At 68.3% G+C, this 20609-nt stretch carries 20 protein-coding genes and 1 pseudogene; 16 read left to right on the top strand and 5 right to left on the bottom strand.

The features are described 5' to 3' along the window. Positions 1-21 precede the first annotated feature (21 nt). The 4 genes and pseudogenes from pgl to G3N62_RS27400 form a co-directional block, all read left to right on the top strand. Positions 22-606 (top strand): annotated as a pseudogene (pgl, locus tag G3N62_RS27415) (6-phosphogluconolactonase); the annotation flags it as partial. Then, entirely contained in the window at positions 584-2512 is a 1929-nt protein-coding gene (locus tag G3N62_RS27410) for a bifunctional transcriptional regulator/glucokinase (protein WP_034187340.1), read from the top strand. The pseudogene pgl and the gene G3N62_RS27410, both read left to right, overlap by 23 nt. 331 nt (positions 2513-2843) lie before the next feature. Then, positions 2844-3347, top strand: a complete 504-nt coding sequence (locus G3N62_RS27405) for a type VI secretion system amidase effector protein Tae4 (protein ID WP_049034493.1) — start codon at positions 2844-2846, stop codon at positions 3345-3347. Then, positions 3344-3805: a type VI secretion system amidase immunity protein Tai4 gene (locus G3N62_RS27400; protein ID WP_124669211.1), complete on the top strand. Its 462-nt coding sequence runs from the start codon at positions 3344-3346 to the stop codon at positions 3803-3805. Before G3N62_RS27405 ends, G3N62_RS27400 begins: the two co-directional genes overlap by 4 nt. 29 nt (positions 3806-3834) lie before the next feature. Here the strand turns inward: G3N62_RS27400 and G3N62_RS27395 are convergent, their stop codons facing one another. After that, positions 3835-5052, bottom strand: coding sequence for a Bcr/CflA family multidrug efflux MFS transporter (locus G3N62_RS27395; RefSeq protein WP_034187337.1), 1218 nt, complete (start codon positions 5050-5052; stop codon positions 3835-3837). A gap of 202 nt (positions 5053-5254) precedes the next feature. On the opposite strand from G3N62_RS27395, the gene G3N62_RS27390 reads away from it, so the two are divergent. The 4 genes from G3N62_RS27390 to G3N62_RS27375 all read left to right on the top strand — a co-directional run bounded on the left by G3N62_RS27390 (position 5255) and on the right by G3N62_RS27375 (position 8957). Continuing rightward, on the top strand, positions 5255-5707 hold the full coding sequence (locus tag G3N62_RS27390) for a hypothetical protein (RefSeq protein WP_124669212.1): 453 nt from the start codon (positions 5255-5257) through the stop codon (positions 5705-5707). 185 nt (positions 5708-5892) lie between these two features. Continuing rightward, positions 5893-7176 (top strand): glutamate-1-semialdehyde 2,1-aminomutase, encoded by a 1284-nt coding sequence (gene hemL / locus G3N62_RS27385; protein ID WP_124669213.1) that lies wholly within the window; start codon positions 5893-5895, stop codon positions 7174-7176. A 15-nt stretch (positions 7177-7191) separates the two neighbouring features. Then, positions 7192-8313: a bifunctional diaminohydroxyphosphoribosylaminopyrimidine deaminase/5-amino-6-(5-phosphoribosylamino)uracil reductase RibD gene (gene ribD, locus G3N62_RS27380; RefSeq protein WP_069706108.1), complete on the top strand. Its 1122-nt coding sequence runs from the start codon at positions 7192-7194 to the stop codon at positions 8311-8313. A 14-nt stretch (positions 8314-8327) separates the two neighbouring features. Beyond that, entirely contained in the window at positions 8328-8957 is a 630-nt protein-coding gene (locus tag G3N62_RS27375; RefSeq protein WP_034187333.1) for a riboflavin synthase, read from the top strand. A gap of 110 nt (positions 8958-9067) precedes the next feature. Here G3N62_RS27375 and G3N62_RS27370 read toward each other — a convergent pair whose 3' ends face one another. Further along, the gene (locus G3N62_RS27370) at positions 9068-9751 is read right to left on the bottom strand and encodes a GntR family transcriptional regulator (RefSeq protein WP_069706107.1); all 684 of its coding nucleotides are present in this window, start codon (positions 9749-9751) and stop codon (positions 9068-9070) included. Continuing rightward, positions 9748-10350 (bottom strand): class I SAM-dependent methyltransferase, encoded by a 603-nt coding sequence (locus G3N62_RS27365; protein ID WP_049028247.1) that lies wholly within the window; start codon positions 10348-10350, stop codon positions 9748-9750. Before G3N62_RS27365 ends, G3N62_RS27370 begins: the two co-directional genes overlap by 4 nt. Positions 10351-10629: 279 nt before the next feature. On the opposite strand from G3N62_RS27365, the gene G3N62_RS27360 reads away from it, so the two are divergent. The 5 genes from G3N62_RS27360 (at position 10630) to G3N62_RS27340 (ending at position 14753) form a co-directional block, all read left to right on the top strand. Then, on the top strand, positions 10630-11148 hold the full coding sequence (locus G3N62_RS27360) for a DUF1993 domain-containing protein (protein ID WP_124669214.1): 519 nt from the start codon (positions 10630-10632) through the stop codon (positions 11146-11148). A 192-nt stretch (positions 11149-11340) separates the two neighbouring features. Continuing rightward, positions 11341-12483 carry a bifunctional 3,4-dihydroxy-2-butanone-4-phosphate synthase/GTP cyclohydrolase II gene (gene ribBA / locus G3N62_RS27355; RefSeq protein ID WP_034187330.1) on the top strand — a complete coding sequence of 381 codons (1143 nt, stop codon included), beginning with the start codon at positions 11341-11343 and terminating at the stop codon, positions 12481-12483. 53 nt (positions 12484-12536) lie between these two features. Next, positions 12537-13052: a 6,7-dimethyl-8-ribityllumazine synthase gene (ribH, locus tag G3N62_RS27350; RefSeq protein ID WP_006476661.1), complete on the top strand. Its 516-nt coding sequence runs from the start codon at positions 12537-12539 to the stop codon at positions 13050-13052. Further along, positions 13049-13486 carry a transcription antitermination factor NusB gene (nusB, locus tag G3N62_RS27345; protein WP_034187329.1) on the top strand — a complete coding sequence of 146 codons (438 nt, stop codon included), beginning with the start codon at positions 13049-13051 and terminating at the stop codon, positions 13484-13486. The genes ribH and nusB overlap by 4 nt, the downstream gene beginning before the upstream one ends. Positions 13487-13556: 70 nt before the next feature. Beyond that, a complete protein-coding gene (locus G3N62_RS27340; RefSeq protein WP_124669215.1) occupies positions 13557-14753 on the top strand; it encodes a pyridoxal phosphate-dependent aminotransferase in 1197 nt (398 codons plus the stop codon). Positions 14754-14860: 107 nt separating this feature from the next. Here G3N62_RS27340 and G3N62_RS27335 read toward each other — a convergent pair whose 3' ends face one another. Then, the gene (locus G3N62_RS27335; RefSeq protein ID WP_034187327.1) at positions 14861-15985 is read right to left on the bottom strand and encodes a lytic transglycosylase domain-containing protein; all 1125 of its coding nucleotides are present in this window, start codon (positions 15983-15985) and stop codon (positions 14861-14863) included. A gap of 597 nt (positions 15986-16582) precedes the next feature. On the opposite strand from G3N62_RS27335, the gene G3N62_RS27330 reads away from it, so the two are divergent. Further along, positions 16583-18139: a UbiD family decarboxylase gene (locus G3N62_RS27330; protein WP_034187326.1), complete on the top strand. Its 1557-nt coding sequence runs from the start codon at positions 16583-16585 to the stop codon at positions 18137-18139. A gap of 58 nt (positions 18140-18197) precedes the next feature. Beyond that, positions 18198-18866 (top strand): LysE family transporter, encoded by a 669-nt coding sequence (locus G3N62_RS27325; RefSeq protein ID WP_124669216.1) that lies wholly within the window; start codon positions 18198-18200, stop codon positions 18864-18866. A gap of 117 nt (positions 18867-18983) precedes the next feature. On the opposite strand, the gene G3N62_RS27320 is transcribed toward G3N62_RS27325, so the two are convergent. Next, positions 18984-19280 carry a hypothetical protein gene (locus G3N62_RS27320; RefSeq protein WP_124669217.1) on the bottom strand — a complete coding sequence of 99 codons (297 nt, stop codon included), beginning with the start codon at positions 19278-19280 and terminating at the stop codon, positions 18984-18986. A 515-nt stretch (positions 19281-19795) separates the two neighbouring features. Here G3N62_RS27320 and G3N62_RS27315 point away from each other — a divergent pair. Further along, positions 19796-20609, top strand: an 814-nt coding sequence (locus G3N62_RS27315) for a DUF2520 domain-containing protein (RefSeq protein ID WP_206141350.1), incomplete at its 3' end; no start/stop codon positions are given.

The raw sequence follows: 20609 nt of genomic DNA, 5'->3' as shown, positions 1-20609 counted from the left end.
CGTCTTCCGACCTGAGCGGCCGCGCGCCCGACGCTCGCGGTGTCCGGCGGCACGAGCCCGCGCCCGTTCCTGCATACGCTGTCGCACGCGGCGCTCGACTGGGCCGGCGTCGACGTCACGCTGGTCGACGACCGCTGGGTGCCGGAGGACGACGCGGCCAGCAACGCGCAGCTCGTGCGCGACACGCTGCTGCAGCACGCGGCCGCCCCTGCCCGCTTCCTGCCGCTCGTCGACACGCGCAGCGCGCTCGACGCGCACGTCGCCGCGCTGAACGCGAACGCCGACTACCGCGTACCGACCGTCGCCGTGCTCGGCATGGGCGAGGACGGCCACACCGCGTCGATCTTCGCCGACGCGCCCGAATGGGACCACGCGATCACGACGCCCGAGCGTTTCGTCGCCGTGCACCCCGGCGCCGCCCCGCATGCGCGCGTGAGCTATTCGCTCGATGCGCTCAAACGCGTCGAGCGCCTGTTCCTGCTGATCGCGGGCGAGCGCAAGCGCGCCGTGCTCGACGCCGCCGCCGCGTCGCTGCAGAAGAACGCGATTTCCCAACTGGCCAACGACAAGGGGACCCAGCTCGATGTCTACTGGTGCGCAAAGTAAGGTGGTCGTCGCGGGTCAGCATGCCGACGGTCCGCGCCTGCTCGCGGACGTCGGCGGCACCAACGCGCGCTTCGCGCTGGAAACCGGCCCGGGCGAAATCACGCAGATCCGCGTCTATCCCGGCGCCGATTACCCGACGATCACCGACGCGATCCGCAAGTATCTGAAGGACGTGAAGATCAGCCGCGTGAACCACGCGGCGATCGCGATCGCGAACCCGGTCGACGGCGACCAGGTCACGATGACCAATCACGACTGGAGCTTCTCGATCGAGGCGACGCGCCGCGCGCTCGGCTTCGACACGCTGCTCGTCGTCAACGACTTCACCGCGCTCGCGATGGCGCTGCCGGGCCTGACCGATGCGCAGCGCGTGCAGGTCGGCGGCGGCGCGCGCCGCCAGAACAGCGTGATCGGGCTGCTCGGGCCCGGTACCGGGCTCGGCGTGTCGGGCCTGATTCCGGCCGACGACCGCTGGATCGCGCTCGGCAGCGAGGGCGGCCACGCGTCGTTCGCGCCGCAGGACGAGCGCGAGGACCTGGTGCTGCAGTATGCGCGCAAGAAGTTTCCGCACGTGTCGTTCGAACGCGTGTGCGCCGGCCCCGGCATGGAGATCATCTATCGCGCGCTCGCCGCGCGCGACAAGAAGCGCGTCGCCGCGAGCGTCGACACGGTCGAGATCGTCGAGCGCGCGCATGCGGGCGACGCCCTCGCGCTCGAGACGGTCGAATGCTTCTGCGGGATTCTCGGCGCGTTCGCGGGCAGCGTCGCGCTGACGCTCGGCGCGCTCGGCGGCGTGTACATCGGCGGCGGCGTCGCGCTGAAGCTCGGCGAGCTGTTCACACGCTCGTCGTTCCGCGCGCGCTTCGAGGCGAAGGGCCGCTTCACGCACTATCTGCAGAACATCCCGACCTACCTGATCACCGCCGAATACCCGGCGTTCCTCGGCGTGTCGGCGATTCTCGCCGAGCAGCTGTCGAACCGCTCGGGCGGCGCGTCGTCGGCCGTGTTCGAGCGGATCCGCCAGATGCGCGACGCGCTGACGCCGGCCGAGCGCCGCGTGGCCGATCTCGCGCTGAACCATCCGCGCTCGATCATCAACGATCCGATCGTCGACATCGCGCGCAAGGCCGACGTGAGCCAGCCGACCGTGATCCGCTTCTGCCGCTCGCTCGGCTGCCAGGGGCTGTCGGACTTCAAGCTGAAGCTCGCGACCGGCCTCACCGGCACGATCCCGATGAGCCACAGCCAGGTGCATCTCGGCGATACGGCCACCGACTTCGGCGCGAAGGTGCTCGACAACACGGTGTCCGCGATCCTGCAGTTGCGCGAGCACCTGAATTTCGAGCACGTCGAGAACGCGATCGAGATCCTGAACGGCGCGCGGCGCATCGAGTTCTACGGGCTCGGCAACTCGAACATCGTCGCGCAGGACGCGCACTACAAGTTCTTCCGCTTCGGCATTCCGACGATTGCGTACGGCGACCTGTACATGCAGGCTGCGTCGGCCGCGCTGCTCGGCAAGGGCGACGTGATCGTCGCGGTGTCGAAGTCCGGCCGCGCGCCCGAGCTGCTGCGCGTGCTCGACGTCGCGATGCAGGCCGGCGCGAAGGTGATCGCGATCACGTCGAGCAACACGCCGCTCGCGAAGCGCGCGACCGTCGCGCTCGAAACCGACCACATCGAGATGCGCGAGTCGCAGCTGTCGATGATCTCGCGGATCCTGCATCTGCTGATGATCGACATTCTCGCGGTCGGCGTCGCGATCCGTCGCGCGTCGACGAACGGCGAGCTGCCCGACGCCGTCGCGCAGGCGAAGGCGCGCGCGAGCGACGACGAAACGGCCGACGTGCTCGACTGGCTGAGCCACGGCGCGTCGCCGGCGGCGAAGGACGTCGCGCGGGACTGACGCTTCGGCGAAAACGCCGTCGATCCACGACACCCCGAACGCTGGTTTCAGGCCCGGCGTTCGGGGTGTTTTGCATGAGCGGCACCGCCCCGAACGACAGCGGCCCGGCCATCGTCGATAAACCTTCTCCCGATGGCGGTGCGTGACGTCATACGTTCGGACACACGCCCATTTTCGAACGAGTCCAATTGTCAGCAGTTGTCCAGGCTCGGTAACTTCCTTCACTCCGCGTGATGCCGCCATCCCGGTCCGATGCCAGAAATGGTGCGTCTCTCAACGAATCCGGCTTGGCATCGACAGCATCACGTTCATCCAGTTTGCGGAGAGGGAGATGCCTAGACCACGCTTTTCAGCTGCATGGGCAGCTGCAATGCGCATTTATGCGCCGATAAATTCCGCGGAGAAAGTTGCCTTGACCATCGGTGGCAACGTGGCCGTCAATATCAACAGCAGAGACCCAAAGCTACGTTGGGATAACACGTGCGCCGTGCGACTGAGCTATATTCTCGGCCAAGCCGGCATGCCGATACCTTATATTCCAGGGCAAACCGTGTCTGGTGCGGACAAGCGCTGGTATTTCTATCGCGTCAAGCATCTCATCCGCTTTCTCGAGCAGCGATGGGGCAAAGCAGACGTGATCCAATTCCCGCCTTCCCGGAAAGACAACGCCCTGACGGACAAGCAGGGGATCATTCTCTTCGAGGTTTCAGGCTGGTCGAATGCCGCGGGACATGCGACCCTTTTCAATGGACTCACCTGTTACGACCAGTGCTATTTCAACGAGCCGGGAGCCAACTACCACACCGATCGTGCACACTTCTGGAGTCTGCCATGAGACAAAATCCGCTGCTCCGGTGTGTGATGTTCGGGGTACTGACGTTAGCGGCGCAATCGGGTCATGCAACCGATGCAACGTCGTCGCCGCAAGCCGGCACCCGAACCTACGCACAGAACTACAAGGACATGGTGCTCGCCGAATGCATCGCGACCGCTTATCGGAATGAACCGTCCGCTGCGATGGACGCGGGAAGCAGCGCCAGTGCATTAATGGACTGGACCGACTTCGATCTCCAACGGAACCCCGACGCGGGCAAATCGCTGGTCAATCGTTTTCTTGCTCGCGACTATCACAACCCGATCGTCGAATCCGAAATCAAAGGCGTCAGGTTCGATTTTCTGAAATGCCTGGATCTGTACCACAGTCAGGAGCTCGATGCTCAGGTCAAACGATTCGTGACCAACCCGAAGCGCAGCTATCGACTCGACAATCGCTCGTCGGACCGCTCCAAGTGATGCCGAGGCGGGAAATTTGAACCCGCAGCTCACGCCCCGGCCGGCACGGCCCGACCGTGCCAACGCAGCACCAGATAACGTCCGACGAAGCACAGCACGCCCGACACGCCGATCGTCACGCCCATCGCGAACGGCGTGCCGTCCGCGAGTGCGCCGATCGCGACGCTCGCGAGCGCGCCAAGCGCGAGCTGCATCGCGCCGAACACCGCCGCCGACGCGCCCGCGTTGTGCGGATAGCGGTGCATCAGGTCGGTCGTGCAGTTCGCGGACAGGATCCCGACCACGCCGACCACGAAGAACAGGCACACGACGATCGACCACAGCCCGCCCCACCCGGTCAGCGCGACGAGCGCGACCGCGAGCGACGCGACGGCGCTCACGAGCGACGCGGCCGCGATGATGCGCAGCGAGCCGATGCGGCCGACGAGGCGCGTGTTCGCGAAGTTGCCGATCATGATCCCGACGACGTTCAGGCCGAACAGCAGCCCGTAGTGTTGCGGCGATACGTGGAAATACTCGATGTACACGAACGGCGTCGCGGTAATGTACGAGAACATCGCCGCGAACGCCATCCCGCCGCACAGCATGTGCCCCCACGCGACCGGGTCGGACAGGATGCGCCCGTACGACGCGAACGACGCGAGCACGGCCGTGCTCTTGCGCCGCTCCTTCGGCCAGGTTTCGGGCACGCGCAGGTAGGCGGTCGCCGCGCATACCGCGCCGAACACGGCCAGCACCACGAACACGCCGCGCCAGCCGGAAAAACGCAGGATCTGGCCGCCGATCAGCGGCGCAAGCAGCGGCCCGACCGCGGTGACGATCGCGACCATCGACAGCACCTTCGCCGCATCGCTCGGCTCGTGCGCATCGCGGGCGATCGCCCGCGCGAGCACCGACGCGGCGCCGGCACCGAGCGCCTGCAGGAAGCGCACGACGATCAGCATGTCGATCGAGCCCGACACGAAACAGCCGATGCTCGCGAGCGTGAACAGCGCGATGCCGCCGAGCAGCACGGGACGGCGCCCCCACGTATCGGACAGCGGACCGTACAGCAGCATGCCGACCGAGAAGCCGGCCATGAAGCTCGTCAGCGTGCGCTGCGCGGCGCCGGCGCTGACGGAAAAGCCGTCGGCGATCGACGGCAGGCTCGGCAGGTACATGTCGGTGGCGATCGGACCGCAGGCGGCGAGCGCACCGAGCAACAGGATCAGCCGGGCATCGGGCCGGCGCCGGACGACGTGAGACATGGGTATCCGGAATGGAGCCCACGCGCATCGCGGCGCGCGTGGCGGTGAAGACGGGAAGCCGCGCCACGGATGGCGCGTTCAGGCCCATGATTGTACGCGCAACTTTTTTGCGCGCCTCCGGCCGCGTACGATGGCGGGCGCGCAAGCGGATTCGATTAAGCTTGCCGCTCTCGTCCGATCATTTGAATGCCCGACCGAACCGATGACCGCTTTCCTGCTGATCTGGAGCCCCAAGAAATGGCCGTGGCCCGAGCTGCCCGACGTCGCCGCGCGCGTGAAGGCCGGCGAGGCCGTGCATGATGTGTGGGGCTGCGGCTTCGCACGCGGCATCCTGCCGGGCGACCGCGTGTTCCTGCACCGCGTCGCGAAGGAGCCGAAGGGCGTGTTCGGCTCCGGCTACGTGACGCGCGCGCCGTACGAGGTGCCCGATTCGTCGACGAAGCGCGGCTACCGGCTGTGCATCGACTTCGTCTACGACTGGCTGGTCGATGCACACCAGGACGTCGTGATCGCGCGCGACGCGCTGCGCGTCCACCCGTACTCGGTGCAGACCTGGGACGCGCAGTCGTCCGGCACGTCGATCAAGCCGATGGTCGAAGGTCCGCTCGAGAAACGCTGGGCCGAACTGACCGGCAAGCGCAAGCTGCCGCGCTAGCCGGGGCGGGTGCCGGAACGAATCGGGCCCCCGTTTCCGGCCCAGGCCGGCCCCCGCGCGCCGAAAGGCCGCACAAGCGCCGGCGGGCCTGCCGCGCGCGTCTCCGGTACAATCAGACGATCGTTCCGCCCAGGCGCCGCGGCCCGTGCACAGGCCCCCGCGCCCTTCTCTCGCAGGTTTCGCTCATGTCCAACAATCAGATCCTCTTCGAACGCGCCCAGAAGACCATTCCCGGCGGCGTCAACTCGCCGGTGCGCGCCTTCCGTTCGGTCGGCGGCACGCCGCGCTTCGTCGCGCGCGCGCAAGGCCCGTATTTCTGGGATGCCGACGGCAAGCAGTACATCGACTACATCGGCTCGTGGGGCCCGATGATCGTCGGCCACGTCCATCCGGAAGTGCTGTCGGCCGTGCAGAACGTGCTCGCCGACGGCTTCTCGTTCGGCGCGCCGACCGAAGCCGAGATCGAGATCGCCGAGGAAATCTGCAAGCTCGTGCCGTCGATCGAGCAGGTGCGGATGGTGTCGAGCGGCACCGAGGCCACGATGAGCGCGCTGCGTCTCGCACGCGGCTTCACGGGCCGCAGCCGCATCGTCAAGTTCGAGGGCTGCTACCACGGCCACGCGGACAGCCTGCTGGTCAAGGCCGGCTCGGGCCTGCTGACGTTCGGCAACCCGACGTCGGCCGGCGTGCCCGCCGACATCGCGAAGCACACGACCGTCCTCGAATACAACAACGTCGCCGCGCTCGAGGAAGCCTTCGGCGCGTTCGGCGACGAGATCGCCGCGGTGATCGTCGAGCCCGTCGCGGGCAACATGAACCTGGTGCGCGGCACGCCCGAATTCCTGACCGCGCTGCGCGCGCTGTGCACGAAGCACGGCGCCGTGCTGATCTTCGACGAGGTGATGTGCGGTTTCCGCGTCGCGCTCGGCGGCGCGCAGGCGTACTACGGGATCACGGCCGACCTCACCTGCCTCGGCAAGGTGATCGGCGGCGGGATGCCGGCCGCCGCGTTCGGCGGCCGCCGCGACATCATGGCTCACCTCGCGCCGCTCGGCGGCGTCTACCAGGCCGGCACGCTGTCGGGCAACCCGATCGCGGTCGCCGCGGGCCTGAAGACGCTGCAGCTGATCCAGGCGCCGGGCTTCTACGACGCGCTCACCGCGCAGACGAAGCGGCTCGCCGACGGCCTCGCGGCGGAAGCGCACGCGGCCGGCGTGCCGTTCGCGGCCGACTCGATCGGCGCGATGTTCGGCCTCTACTTCGCGGAGCGCGTGCCGACGAGCTTCGCGGAAGTCACGAAGAGCGACACCGAGCGCTTCAACCGCTTCTTCCACCTGATGCTCGACGAGGGCGTGTACTTCGCGCCGTCGGCCTACGAGGCCGGGTTCGTGTCGAGCACGCACGACGACGCGGTGATCGACGCGACGCTCGCGGCCGCGCGCCGCGCGTTCGCGGCACTCGCTGCCTGACCCGGGGCCGCGCGCATGTTCTCGGATATCGATTTCGCCCACATGCAGCGCGCGCTCGCGCTCGCCGCGCGCGGCATGTATACGACGGCGCCGAACCCGCGCGTCGGCTGCGTGATCGTCAAGGACGGCGACGTGATCGGCGAAGGCTTCACGCAGCCGGCCGGCCAGGATCACGCGGAAGTGCAGGCGCTGAAGGATGCACGCGCGCGCGGATACGACGTCGCGGGTTCGACCGTCTACGTGACGCTCGAACCGTGCAGCCATTTCGGCCGCACGCCGCCGTGCGCGAACGCGCTGATCGAGGCGCGCGTCGCGAAGGTCGTCGCCGCGATGGAAGACCCGAACCCGCAGGTGTCGGGGCGCGGCCTCGGCATGCTGCGCGACGCGGGCATCGACGTGCGCTGCGGATTGCTCGCGCATGAAGCCGGCGAGCTGAACATCGGTTTCGTGTCGCGGATGACGCGCGGCCGCCCGTGGGTGCGGATGAAGGCCGCCGCGTCGCTCGACGGCCGCACCGCGCTGCCGTCCGGCGAAAGCCAGTGGATCACCGGCGAGGCCGCGCGCCTCGACGGGCACGCCTGGCGTGCGCGCGCCTGCGCGATCCTGACCGGCATCGGCACCGTGCGCGAGGACAATCCGCTGCTGACCGTGCGCGGCATCGACACGCCGCGCCAGCCGCAACGCATCCTCGTGGACAGCCGCCTCGACCTGCCGCTCGACGCGCGGCTGCTCGAGGGCGCCCCGCTGCTGATCTTCTGCGGACGGCTCGACGCCGGCGGCGAAATGCGCGCGAACGTGCTGAAGTCGCGCGGCGCCGAAATCGTGCCGCTCGCGAACGTGCACGGCAAGGTCGACCTGCCGGCGATGCTGGCGGCGCTCGGCGCGCGCGGCGTCAACGAATTGCATGTCGAGGCCGGCCACAAGCTGAACGGCTCGCTGCTGCGCGAACAGTGCGTCGACGAATTGCTCGTCTATCTCGCACCGAGCCTGCTGGGCACCGACGCGGCCGGCATGTTCGACCTCGCCGCGCCGGCGCATCTCGATGCGCGCACGCGACTGTCGTTCCACGGCGTCGAGCGGATCGGCGACGACCTGCGGATCCTCGCGCGTGTCGCGCCGCCCGACACGCGTCACTGAACGAAACCGTCACGATGTTCACCGGAATTGTCGCGGCCGTCGGCCGCATCGAATCGATCCGTCCGCTCGGCACGTCCGCCGACGCCGGCGTGCGCCTGACCGTGCAGGCCGGCGGGCTCGATCTCGCCGATGTCGCGCTCGGCGACAGCATCGCGATCCAGGGTGCCTGCATGACGGTGATCGAGAAGACCGACACCGCGTTCGACGTCGACGTGTCGCGCGAAAGCCTGAACCGCACGGTCGGACTCGCCCAGCCCGGCGAAGTGAACCTCGAGAAGGCGCTGCGTGCGCACGACCGCCTCGGCGGCCACATCGTGTCGGGCCACGTCGACGGCCTCGGCACCGTGTCGCGCTTCGCGCCGGTCGGCGAATCGCACGAACTGCGCATCGTCGCGCCGCGCGAGCTCGGCCGCTATCTCGCGTACAAGGGGTCGATCACGGTCAACGGCGTGAGCCTGACCGTCAACACGATCGACGATCGCGCGGACGGCTGCGAGTTCTCGATCAACCTGATTCCGCATACGGTCGAGGTCACGACGCTGCGCCATGTGAAGGCCGGCGACAAGGTGAACCTCGAAGTCGACATGATCGCGCGCTATGTCGAGCGGATGCTGTCGTCGTCGCAGGGCGCGCATCAGGACTGATCGCAGCGGCCACCGTCGAAGCGGCGACTGACGGCCCGACATCCGGCTATCGGCGGTCGCCGTTTTTCAACATCCTGCCCGGCCCTCATCCGCCGGCATTCCGCCGGCGCTCAGGTATCCGCGCCGCCTCCGCCCGCCCGCACCAGAATCGTGTCGCGCAGTTGCCGGACATGCGCCCGTGCCGCGCGCTCGGCGCCATCCGCATCGCGCTTCGCGATCATGTCGAACACCTGCCGGTGTTCGGCGACGTTCCCGCCCAACCGCTCCCAGTCGTCCATCGGGCTCGCACCGCCCGCACACATCGTCTGCACCTGCGCGTACAGCGCCCTGAGCGACGTCTCGATCGTCGTATTGCGCGCGGCGGCGAGCAGCCCGTGGTGGAAATCGAGGTTGGCGACGCGGTATGCGCCGCCGTCGCGGCGGTCGACCGCGCGGGCCTGCCGCACCAGCGCTTCGTCCAGCACAGCGCGCTCGTCGGGTGTCATGCGCTGCGCCGCCAGGCGCGCGGCCATGCCTTCGAGCGCTTCCCGCGCCTCGAAGATGGCCACGACCCGCGCACGGTCGAACGCGATCACGAACACGCCCTGGCGCGGCACGACCTGCAGCAGCCCCTCGGCCTCCAGACGCGAGACCGCCGCCCACACGGGCGAGCGGCTGATACCGAGATCGCGCGACAGCGCTTCGATGCTGATCTTCTCGCCCGCCGCGAAGCGCGCTTCGTCGACCAGCATCTCCCGGATCGCCCCGTAGGCGTCGCGCCCCAGGGTCGTGCGCTCGAGTGCGGCGCGCGTCATGCCGGCCGCCGGCGACGTGCGATGTGGAGCCCCTTGCCGACCGGCACGATCGTCGTGTCGAACTCGCGCGTCGCGTCGACCGCGGCGAGATAAGCGGCGATTTCATCCGGATGGGACAGTGCGTTGTCGGCGACGAGCAGCGCATCGGCCGTCAGCTTCGGCAACAGGTGCGCCAGTTGACGCGGCGCGCTCACGCGGTCGGCATCGAAGAATACGCAATCGAACGGGCCCGTCACGGCCGCGCAGACCTGCGTCGCCTCGCCTTCGATCACCTGCGCCCAGTCCTGCAGCGACGCCGCGCGCAGGTTGGCCCTCGCCTGCCCGGCCTTCTCCGGTGAACACTCGACGGTGACGAGCGGCTGCCCGTCCGTTTCGCGCAGCGCATGCGCGAGCCAGATCGCGCTGTAGCCGTTGGACGTGCCGATTTCGAGCATGCGCCGGCGCCGCGCGCCGGTGACGAGCAGGTACAGCAGCTCGGCCGTAGGCAGTTCGAGGTTGAGCATCTTGCGGCTGCGGTCGGCCATCCGCGCGTCGTTTTCCTGGCCGAAGGACGCCAGCCGGGCAAGGACGGCCGACGCGGCACTGTCGAGTTCGATCATGCAGGTCTCCGTTGCTTCATATTTCGTGTTTCGTGTTTCGTGTTTCATGATACGACAATTTCCGGATCGCGGCGCGATACCCGCGAGGGCCGCGATTCCGGCGTGCCTGAAACCGCGCCAGCGGGACCGGCGGCCATTCGGTTTGAGGACTCCCGGCCGAATGGCCAACGACGCGCACGGGCCGTGCCGTCGCGCTAAGATGCGTCGACAGCGGTTTCAACGCCGCCACGCACGACGCGCCGCACACCGGCCGCCCCTCTTCCCACAGGAGTCGTTCCCATGTCCATCTCGATGTACCAGGCCTCGCTGCCCGTCCTGATCCGCGGCCTGACCAACCTGCAGCACATCCTCGGCAAGGCGCAGGCGCACGCGGCCGAGAAGCAGATCGATCCGTCGGTGTTCACCGGCGCACGCCTCTACCCGGACATGCTGCCGCTCGTCCGCCAGGTCTATATCGCGACCGATACGGCGAAGGGCTGCGCCGCACGGCTCGCCGACACCGAGATCCCGAGCTTTCCCGACGTCGAGCAGACCTTCGACGAACTGCACGCGCGCATCCAGAAGACGATCGACTACCTGAAAGGCTTCGACGCCGCGCAGATCGACGGCAGCGAGACGCGCCAGATCGTGCTGAAGATGCGCGTCGGCCCGATCGAGTTCACCGGCCAGTCGTACCTGCTGAGCTTCGTGCTGCCCAATTTCTTCTTCCACGTGACGACCGCCTACGACATCCTGCGCCACAGCGGCGTCGAGCTCGGCAAGCTCGACTACCTCGGCGGACGCGACCAGCACGCGTGACGCGCGGCCGGGATCCGCCCGGCCCGCCACCGTCCGCACCCGCGCGTCGGTCAAGCGCGGCGGCCCGCCGGGCCCGCCGCGCAGGCCGCCCGCGACACGTTCCGGGGCCCTTGCCCGACGCGCGCGGCCCATGCCAGCCGAAACGCCGTCCGGCTGGCGTAAAATACGCACTTTCCTCTTTCTCGCCCCCTTATGACGCTCGCCTCCACGCTCGACATCATCGCCGAGCTGAAAGCCGGCCGGATGGTGATCCTGGTCGACGAAGAAGACCGCGAAAACGAGGGCGACCTCGTGATCGCCGCCGAATTCGTCACGCCGGAAGCGATCAACTTCATGGCCAGGTACGGCCGCGGCCTGGTTTGTCTGACGTTGACGCAGGAACGCTGCAAGCAGCTGCACCTGCCGCTGATGACCTACCGCAACGGCACGCAGTACGGCACCGCGTTCACGGTCAGCATCGAAGCGGCCGAAGGCGTGACGACCGGCATCTCGGCCGCCGACCGTGCGCACACGATCGCCACGGCGGTCGCGCACGATGTGCGCCCCGAGCACATCGTGCAGCCGGGCCACGTGTTCCCGATCATGGCGCAACCGGGCGGCGTGCTCGTGCGTGCGGGCCACACCGAGGCCGGCTGCGACTTCACCGCGCTCGCGGGCCTCACGCCGGCCGCGGTGATCTGCGAGATCATCAAGGACGACGGCACGATGGCGCGCCTGCCGGACCTGATCGAGTTCGCGAAGGAACACAACCTGAAGATCGGCACGATCGCCGACCTGATCCAGTACCGTAGCCGCACGGAATCGATCATCGAACGGATCGCCGAGCGCACGATGCAGACCGCGCACGGCACGTTCCGCACGGTGCTGTACCGCGACCAGCCGAGCGGCTCGCCGCACATCGCGCTGGTGCGCGGCACGCCGTCGCCCGACGTCGATACGCCGGTGCGCGTGCACGAGCCGCTGTCGGTGCTCGACCTGCTCGAGACGGGCGTGTCGACGCACTCGTGGACGCTCGACGCCGCCATGCGCGACATCGCGGAACGCGACCTCGGCGTGATCGTGCTGCTCAACTGCGGCGACACCAAGGAACACCTGATCGACGTCTTCAAGGCGTTCGACGAGGAAGAAAAGGCGGCCGCGCTCAAGCGCCGGCCGGTCGATTTCAAGACGTTCGGCATCGGCGCGCAGATCCTGCGCGATGTCGGCGTCGGCAAGATGCAGGTGCTGTCGAATCCGCGCAAGCTGGGCAGCATGTCCGGCTACGGCCTCGAAGTCACGGGCTTCATTCCGATGCCCGGCGGCGAAGCCAAGTCCTGCCCGGCGTCCAACGCGTAACCCGCCACGGCGCTTTCGCCCTATAACCGTTCATCCACACCACGGACAAGATCATGGAAATCGGACAATACCAACCGAATCTCGAAGGCGACGGCCTGCGTATCGGCATCGTGCAATCGCGCTTCAACGAGCCGGTGTGCAACGGCCTCGCCGACGCATGCGTCGAGGAACTGGAACGCCTCGGCGTCACCGGTGAAGACGTGCTGCTCGTGTCGGTGCCCGGCGCGCTGGAAATCCCGCTCGCGCTGCAGAAGCTCGCCGAAAGCGGCCAGTTCGACGCGCTGATCGCGCTCGGCGCGGTGATCCGCGGCGAGACCTACCACTTCGAACTCGTGTCGAACGAGAGCGGCGCGGGCATCACCCGCATCGGCCTCGACTTCAACCTGCCGATCGCGAACGCGGTCCTGACGACCGAAAACGACGAGCAGGCCGTCGCGCGCATGACCGAAAAGGGTCGTGACGCCGCACGCGTCGCCGTCGAGATGGCCAACCTGACGATGGCCCTCGACCAGCTCGGCGACGACGAGGACGAAGAGGAAGACGAAGACGACGAAGAGGAGCGCGCATGAAGAAGAGCGCCCGCCGACAATCGCGCGAGCTGGCGACGCAAGGCCTCTACCAGTGGCTGCTGTCGAACGCGTCCTCCGGCGAGATCGACGCGCAACTGCGCGGCGCGCTCGGTTACGACAAGGCTGACAAGGAGCTGCTCGACGCGATCCTGCACGGCGTGATCCGCGAGCACGCCACGCTCGTCGACGCGCTGACGCCGTCGCTGGACCGTCCGATCGACCAGCTTTCGCCGGTCGAACGCGCGGTGCTGCTGATCGCGACGTTCGAGCTCACGCACCACGTCGAAACACCGTACCGCGTGATCATCAACGAAGCGGTCGAACTCGCGAAGACGTTCGGCGGCTCCGACGGCTACAAGTACGTGAACGGCGTGCTCGACAAGCTCGCCGCGAAGCTGCGCCCTGCAGAAACGCAGGCACGCCGCAACGGCTGACACCGTTGGTCTGTTCACGGGCGCGCAAGCGCCCGTTTTTCATTCTTTCTCCCCTCCGCCCTGCCCGCCGATGAATACCACCGCCGATTCGCTCGTCACGCTCGCCGCACGCGTCGACGCGATCCAGCCCTTCCATGTGATGGAACTGATGAAGGAGGCACAGCGGCTCGAGTCCCTTGGGCGCGATGTTATCCACATGGGCATCGGCGAGCCCGATTTCACCGCGCCGGAGCCCGTCGTCGAAGCGGCCGCGGCCGCGCTGCGCCGCGGGGTCACGCAGTACACGAGCGCGCTCGGCATTGCGCCGCTGCGCGAGGCGATCGCCACCCACTATGCGCGCGCGTACGGCCTCGCGATCAGCCCGGAGCGGATTGTCGTGACGGCCGGCGCATCGGCCGCGCTGCTGCTCGCGTGCCTCGCACTCGTGGGCCGTGACGACGAAGTGCTGATGCCCGACCCGTCGTATCCCTGCAACCGGCATTTCGTCGCGGCGGCCGAAGGCCGCGCGGTGCTCGTGCCGAGCGGCCCGGACGCGCGCTTCCAGCTCACCGAGAACGATGTCCGCACGCGCTGGGGCGACCGCACCCGCGGCGTGCTGCTCGCGTCGCCGTCGAACCCGACCGGCACGTCGCTCGAACCGGACGAACTGAAGCGGATCGTCGAGGCCGTGCGCGCCCGCAGCGGTTTCACGATCGTCGACGAGATCTACCAGGGGCTCAGCTACGACGCGGCACCCGTGTCGGCACTGTCGTTCGGCGACGACGTGATCACCGTGAACAGCTTCTCGAAGTATTTCAGCATGACGGGCTGGCGGCTCGGCTGGCTCGTCGTGCCGCCCGCACTGGTCGGCACCTTCGAGAAGCTGTCGCAGAACCTGTTCATCTGCCCGTCCGCGCTCGCGCAGCATGCAGCGCTCGCGTGCTTCGAACCGGCCACGCTCGACCTTTATGAAGCGCGCCGCCTCGAATTCAAGCGCCGCCGCGATTTCATCGTGCCGGCGCTCGAACGGCTCGGCTTCACGGTCCCCGTGATGCCCGACGGTGCGTTCTACGTGTATGCGCATTGCGGCGGCGTCGCCCACCCGGCAGCCGGCGACAGCGCCGCACTCACGCAGGCGATGCTGCACGACGCCGGCGTCGTGCTGGTTCCCGGCATGGACTTCGGCGTCCATGCGCCGCGCGACTATATCCGCCTGTCGTATGCGACGGCCTACCCGCGGCTCGAAGAGGCGGTCGACCGGCTCGCGACGCTGTTCGGACAGCACTGACGCCGCGGCCCGCACACGGGCGTTTCCCCCGCCGCAAAAAGAAAAGGCACCCGGATCGGGTGCCTTTTTCATGGCCTGCCGGCCGGAACCGCGCGAAACGCGTGACGTTACGCGCCGAGCTCAGAATGATCGCCGTGCGACTGCTTCGCGGTGTCGACGCTCGCGTCGTCCTGCGGCGACGCTTCCTTCGGCGCGGCCTTCACCGACGTCGCGCTGTCGAGCGTCGCGTGCACGCGCTTTGCGCCGCCTGCCGCCGCCGTCACGGCGGCCGTGACGATCGGCTTCGCCGGCTGGGCCGGTGCCTGCGGTGCGTTGATCGGCACGCTGCGGCCGCGCGCGACGTCGCGCAGGCGGCCGCGCTCGGCCATCACCTTCGAACCGTAGCCGTTGTCGTCGGGGTTCGTCGAACCGTTGTACATGCGCAAGCCGTTCGCGAGCGAGCCGCCGCGTGCGATGCAGTCCTTCAGCACCAGCGCGCCGACCTGCAGGTTCGCGAGCGGCTGCAGCGCCGTATCGGTGCCGCCGAAATATTCGAACTTGTCGGAATGGACCTTCGACATGACCTGCATCAGGCCCTTCGCGCCGACGCCGCTTTCGGCATACGGGTTGAAGCCCGACTCGATCGCCATCACGGACAGCAGCAGCAGCGGATCGAGGCCGACGTCGCGGCCGGTCTGGAACGCCGCCTTGACGAGCTGGCCGAGCGGCTCCTGCGCGACGCGGTAACGGCGCGACAGGTAGGTCGCGACGAGCGCCTGTTCGCGGTTCGACGCCAGCGCACGATCGTCGCGCGCATCGGCGGCAACCCGCTGGGCGGGAATCAGCTTGGCCAGCGCGACCGGCGACGGGCCGTTGCGGGCCGGATCGGATGCATCGGCCTGGGCGCCCGGTGCGGCGGCTTCCGGTGCGACGTCGAGGCCGACCGCGAGCGCGTCCGCTTCAGGCGCATCTTCCTGCTGCGGCTGCGCGCCGGCAGGCGCGAAGTTCGGCAGCGGATGGCCGGACAGCAAACGGGCGGGCCCGGCCTGCACGGCCGCGGATACGACCGGCATCAGCTTCGCGGCGAGCGTGCCGCGGACGGTTGGCAGCAGCCACAGTGCAAGCGCAACCGCGACAGCGAAACAGCCGACAACGCTGAATAGATGGTGACTGACACGCGTCCCGCGACGCAGCATGTTGCGCACGATCTGCGCATGCTGCTCATTGGGACGCCACGATAACCAAGCGTTCATTCAGATCATCTCCCATGAACATGACTCGTGCGGCTCGCTCAGCTCGATGGCGAGACAGAAAACGCGCCGCGGAATCACGACGCCGCACGCCTTGGTTGGGACGTGCAGGCATCGGGGAAACGGTATAAGTACCGTTCGAGGCCACGGTGTAAGAGGGCCGGCACCTTCGCACAATGGGCGAGGCGGGCATACGCGGTGGCACCCACGCAAAAAACCAGCGTCTGGTAGCGCTGGCTGGGACTACAACTAAGGCCGTCGGATACGCCGTGCAGGATTCGGCGGACGGTGACGCGCTGCGTCAAAGATCGGTGATTGGCGGCTCGAAGCCTTTTACCCTGCAGCCAATGTGAGCGGATTCTAGCAGGGTTTTATAGATCGTCAACACTATAAAAACTCAAATCTATAACAAAAAGTAATTTGAGACGGACCTTCAGATCGCAAATCCCGTGCCGTAGGGGGTTTGCGCGCGATCGACTTTTTTCTCTGCCGGGCGGCCGCGCGGCGGCGCGGGGTAAAATCGTCGGTCGATTCGGGGCCGCAGCCGGCCGCTGCGCCCGCCCATCGCCGCCCGTCATGCGGGCGGCCCGGACCTTGTTCATGAAATACAAAGACTTACGCGATTTCATCCAGCGCCTCGAGGCGCTCGGCGAACTGCGGCGCGTCACGCAACCCGTGTCGCCCGTACTCGAAATGACCGAGCTGTGCGACCGCGTGCTGCGCGCCGGCGGCCCGGCGCTGCTGTTCAACGCACCGACCGGGCATGCGTTTCCGGTGCTCGGCAACCTGTTCGGCACGCCGCGCCGCGTCGCGCTCGGGATGGGCGTCGATGCGGGCGACGACGCCGCGCTCGATTCGCTGCGCGATCTCGGGCGCCTGCTCTCCGCGCTGAAGGAACCCGATCCGCCGAAGAGCCTGAAGGACGCCGGCAAGCTGCTGTCGCTCGCGAAGGCCGTGTGGGACATGGCGCCGAAGTCGGTATCGTCGCCGCCGTGCCAGGAGATCGTCTGGGAAGGCAACGACGTCGACCTGAACAAGCTGCCGATCCAGACCTGCTGGCCCGGCGATGCGGGGCCGCTCGTCACGTGGGGCCTGACGGTCACGCGCGGGCCGAACAAGTCGCGCCAGAATCTCGGCATCTACCGCCAGCAGCTGATCGGCCGCAACAAGCTGATCATGCGCTGGCTCGCCCATCGCGGCGGCGCACTCGACTTCCGCGAGTTCGCACTGCGGAACCCCGGCAAGCCGTACCCGGTCGCGGTCGTGCTCGGCGCCGATCCGGCCACGACGCTCGGCGCGGTGACGCCCGTGCCCGATTCGCTGTCCGAGTACCAGTTCGCCGGCCTGCTGCGCGGCAGCCGCACGGAGCTCGCGAAGTGCCTGACGCCCGGCGTCGACACGCTGCAGGTGCCCGCGCGCGCGGAAATCGTGCTCGAAGGCTTCATCCATCCGCAGGAAGGCGCCCCTGCCCCCGCGCCTGCCGGCGCACCGCCGCGCCCGGCCGGCAACGCGTCGGCCGCGTACGAGCACGCGCTCGAAGGCCCGTACGGCGATCACACCGGCTATTACAACGAGCAGGAGTGGTTCCCGGTGTTCACCGTCGAGCGCATCACGATGCGCCGCGACGCGATCTACCACTCGACCTACACCGGCAAGCCGCCCGACGAGCCCGCCGTGCTCGGCGTCGCGCTCAACGAAGTGTTCGTGCCGCTGCTGCAGAAGCAGTTCTCCGAGATCACCGACTTCTACCTGCCGCCCGAAGGCTGCAGCTACCGGATGGCCATCGTCCAGATGAAGAAGAGCTACGCGGGCCACGCGAAGCGCGTGATGTTCGGCGTGTGGAGCTTCCTGCGGCAGTTCATGTATACGAAGTTCATCGTGGTCGTCGACGAGGACGTGAACATCCGCGACTGGAAGGAAGTGATCTGGGCGATCACGACGCGCGTCGACCCCGTGCGCGACACGGTGATGGTCGACAGCACGCCGATCGACTATCTCGACTTCGCATCGCCGGTGGCCGGTCTCGGCTCGAAGATGGGGCTCGACGCGACCAACAAGTGGCCCGGCGAGACGAATCGCGAATGGGGCCGCCCGATCGAGATGGACGCGGCCGTGAAGGCGCGCGTCGACCGGCTCTGGCAGGAGATCGGCCTCTGACGCCATGCGGCCGGCGCGCGCCGGCCCGTGCCTCGCCATCGCCACAAGAACGACGAAGATGAGTTTTCCACCCGCCTCCATGCTGTCCGACGGTTTCTTCCTGTCGCTGTCGCTCTGTCTCGACATCGGCCTCGTGAACGTCGCGATGCTGTCGCTGACGTTGTCGCACGGCTTCCGGCCGGGTTTCTGGCTCGGGCTCGGCTCGTGCGTCGGCGATCTCGTCTATGCGGCACTCGCGCTCGCGGGAATGGCCGTGCTGCTGCAGTTCGAGCCCGTGCGCTGGATCGTGTGGATCGGTGGCGGCGCGGTCCTGCTGTTTCTCACGTGGAAGATGGCGCGCGAAGCACTGGCGCCGGCCAGTGCGGCCGACGACGACGCGGACGACGCCCCGCAGCCGCGGGCGAGCGCGCGGCGCAGCTTCCTGCGCGGGATGCTGCTCGCGATGTCGTCGCCGAGCGCGATCCTGTGGTTCGCGGCGGTCGGCGGCGCACTGATCGCAAAGGCCGGCGCGACCACGCCGGCCACCGCGTCGGTGTTCCTGTCGGGCTTCTTCCTCGGCGGCCTCGCGTGGACGCTCTTCATGTGCACGCTCGCGAGCCAGGGCCGCAAGCGCGCGGGCGCCGGGCTGATGCGCGTGTGCCATATCGCGTCGGCGCTGCTGTTCGCGTATTTCTCGTACAGCGTGATCGTCGGCGGCTACCGCGACCTGATCGTGCACGCGGTGTAGGCGACGACGGCCCGCACGGGCCGCCCGTCAAGCGGCCGCCCCAAAGAAAAACGGCGCAGCGCCCCTCGCGGGACGCTGCGCCGTTTTGCCACGCGCGGTCAGGCCGCGCGGGACGAATCAGCGACGCCAGTAGCCGTGGTGGCCCCAGCCGCCGTAACCGTGACGCCAGTACGGGCGACCGTAGTAGCCGCCGACGACCACGGCGGGCGGCGGCGCATAGTAGGCGGGCGCAGGCGCGTAATAGACGGGCGGAGGCGGCGGCGCGTAGTACACGGGCGGCGGCGGTGCATAAACGGGGTACGCAGGCGCGACCGGGATACCGATGCCGACCCCGATCGACACGTGGGCCTGCGCGGCGCTTACGGCACCCAGGCCCAGCGCGGCGGCGGCGATGAACGGAATGAGCTTTTTCACTTCGATTCTCCTGCTGGAGCGGTATTTTGTGCGCTCCTGTCGGCAACGGCGGGCATGCACGTCGCATGGAAGCAATGTAGCGAAAACCCGCCCCTCGCGTATCGCGCATTTGTTGCAAATTGCAATTGCACGCAGCGGGAGATGCCCTGCGGCATGGCGTCCTGAGCGGGCGGCGACCCTTGCGGAACGCGCGATTCCGTCCGACGACTCGGGTCGCGACACACGGGCCGGTCAGTCTTACCGGATACGGCACGCGCAGCGGGTACACGCACGTAATGAACGATTACAAATTTGAGACAAGATGCCGACATTTCAAGCGCCGCGGGCACGCGCCATGTTTCGGGGTCGGATTCCCCGGTCGTCATTCGGCCGTGACGCCGGGCATCGGTACGCGGGGAGACCGGGCCGCACACCGGTCATGAATACCTGCGATGGCACGGCAGCCGCCCTTGCGCAGCGCCACCGACATTCCTGCGATACTGGCGGTTGCTTCGTTTTTGCTTACGTCCGCCGCCATGCCGCTTCCCGACATCCCCCGCCTCGGCTTCATCGGTGCCGGCCGCCTCGCGCGCTGCGTCGCGCAGCGCTTCGCGCAAGCCGGCTTCCCCGTCGTCGCGATCGCGAGCCGCACGCCCGCGTCGGCGGCCGACCTCGCCGCGCGCATCGACGGGTGCCGGGCAGTCGATACGCCGCAGCAGGTTGCCGATGCCGCCGACCTGATCTTCGTGACGGTGCCCGACGACCATCTCGCACCGACCGCCGCGGCGCTGCGCTTCGACGCGTCGCGCGCCGCCGGCCAGGCGGTCGTCCACTGCAGCGGCGCGTCGGCGGTTGCGCTGCTCGATCCGGCGAAGCAGCAAGGCGTGGCCACCGGCGGCTTTCATCCGCTCTACCTGTTCGGCGGCACCGATGCCGACCTTGCGCGCATCGACGGCTGCTCGGTCACGATCGAAGCCGACGGCGCGCTGCATGCGACGCTGCTGCGGCTTGCTGCCGCACTCGGCTGCCATCCGCTGTCGATTCCGGCCGGCGGCCGGATGCTCTACCACGCGGCCGCGCACTACGCGGCGAGCTTCGCGCTGTGCGGGCTGTCGGAAGCGGTCGAGCTGTGGCGCGGCCTCGGCTTCGACGAGGATGCCGCGCTGCGCGCGCTGCTGCCGATGCTCGCCGGCACGATCGAGACCGCCCGCGACAAGGGGCTCGCCAACGCGCTGGCCGGCCCGGTGTCGCGCGGCGATACGGGTATCGTCGAACGCCAGCTCGCGCTGCTCGAGGCGCGCGGCGGCGATCACGCGGCGCTGTATGCGCTGCTGACGCGCCGCGCGGGCA

The sequence above is a fragment of the Burkholderia sp. Tr-20355 genome, from assembly GCF_017104685.1.
GTDB classification, from domain to species: Bacteria; Pseudomonadota; Gammaproteobacteria; order Burkholderiales; family Burkholderiaceae; genus Burkholderia; species Burkholderia seminalis.
This window is presented reverse-complemented; position numbering and strand designations above follow the sequence as displayed.

Excerpts from the sequence above, each read along its gene's own strand:
- G3N62_RS27410 (WP_034187340.1), top strand. The coding sequence starts at position 584 with ATGTCTACTGGTGCGCAAAGTAAGGTGGTCGTCGCGGGTCAGCATGCC.
- G3N62_RS27405 (WP_049034493.1), top strand. The coding sequence starts at position 2,844 with ATGCCTAGACCACGCTTTTCAGCTGCATGGGCAGCTGCAATGCGCATT.
- G3N62_RS27400 (WP_124669211.1), top strand. The coding sequence starts at position 3,344 with ATGAGACAAAATCCGCTGCTCCGGTGTGTGATGTTCGGGGTACTGACG.
- G3N62_RS27395 (WP_034187337.1), bottom strand. The coding sequence starts at position 5,052 with ATGTCTCACGTCGTCCGGCGCCGGCCCGATGCCCGGCTGATCCTGTTG.
- G3N62_RS27390 (WP_124669212.1), top strand. The coding sequence starts at position 5,255 with ATGACCGCTTTCCTGCTGATCTGGAGCCCCAAGAAATGGCCGTGGCCC.
- hemL (WP_124669213.1), top strand. The coding sequence starts at position 5,893 with ATGTCCAACAATCAGATCCTCTTCGAACGCGCCCAGAAGACCATTCCC.
- ribD (WP_069706108.1), top strand. The coding sequence starts at position 7,192 with ATGTTCTCGGATATCGATTTCGCCCACATGCAGCGCGCGCTCGCGCTC.
- G3N62_RS27375 (WP_034187333.1), top strand. The coding sequence starts at position 8,328 with ATGTTCACCGGAATTGTCGCGGCCGTCGGCCGCATCGAATCGATCCGT.
- G3N62_RS27370 (WP_069706107.1), bottom strand. The coding sequence starts at position 9,751 with ATGACGCGCGCCGCACTCGAGCGCACGACCCTGGGGCGCGACGCCTAC.
- G3N62_RS27365 (WP_049028247.1), bottom strand. The coding sequence starts at position 10,350 with ATGATCGAACTCGACAGTGCCGCGTCGGCCGTCCTTGCCCGGCTGGCG.
- G3N62_RS27360 (WP_124669214.1), top strand. The coding sequence starts at position 10,630 with ATGTCCATCTCGATGTACCAGGCCTCGCTGCCCGTCCTGATCCGCGGC.
- ribBA (WP_034187330.1), top strand. The coding sequence starts at position 11,341 with ATGACGCTCGCCTCCACGCTCGACATCATCGCCGAGCTGAAAGCCGGC.
- ribH (WP_006476661.1), top strand. The coding sequence starts at position 12,537 with ATGGAAATCGGACAATACCAACCGAATCTCGAAGGCGACGGCCTGCGT.
- nusB (WP_034187329.1), top strand. The coding sequence starts at position 13,049 with ATGAAGAAGAGCGCCCGCCGACAATCGCGCGAGCTGGCGACGCAAGGC.
- G3N62_RS27340 (WP_124669215.1), top strand. The coding sequence starts at position 13,557 with ATGAATACCACCGCCGATTCGCTCGTCACGCTCGCCGCACGCGTCGAC.
- G3N62_RS27335 (WP_034187327.1), bottom strand. The coding sequence starts at position 15,985 with ATGAACGCTTGGTTATCGTGGCGTCCCAATGAGCAGCATGCGCAGATC.
- G3N62_RS27330 (WP_034187326.1), top strand. The coding sequence starts at position 16,583 with ATGAAATACAAAGACTTACGCGATTTCATCCAGCGCCTCGAGGCGCTC.
- G3N62_RS27325 (WP_124669216.1), top strand. The coding sequence starts at position 18,198 with ATGAGTTTTCCACCCGCCTCCATGCTGTCCGACGGTTTCTTCCTGTCG.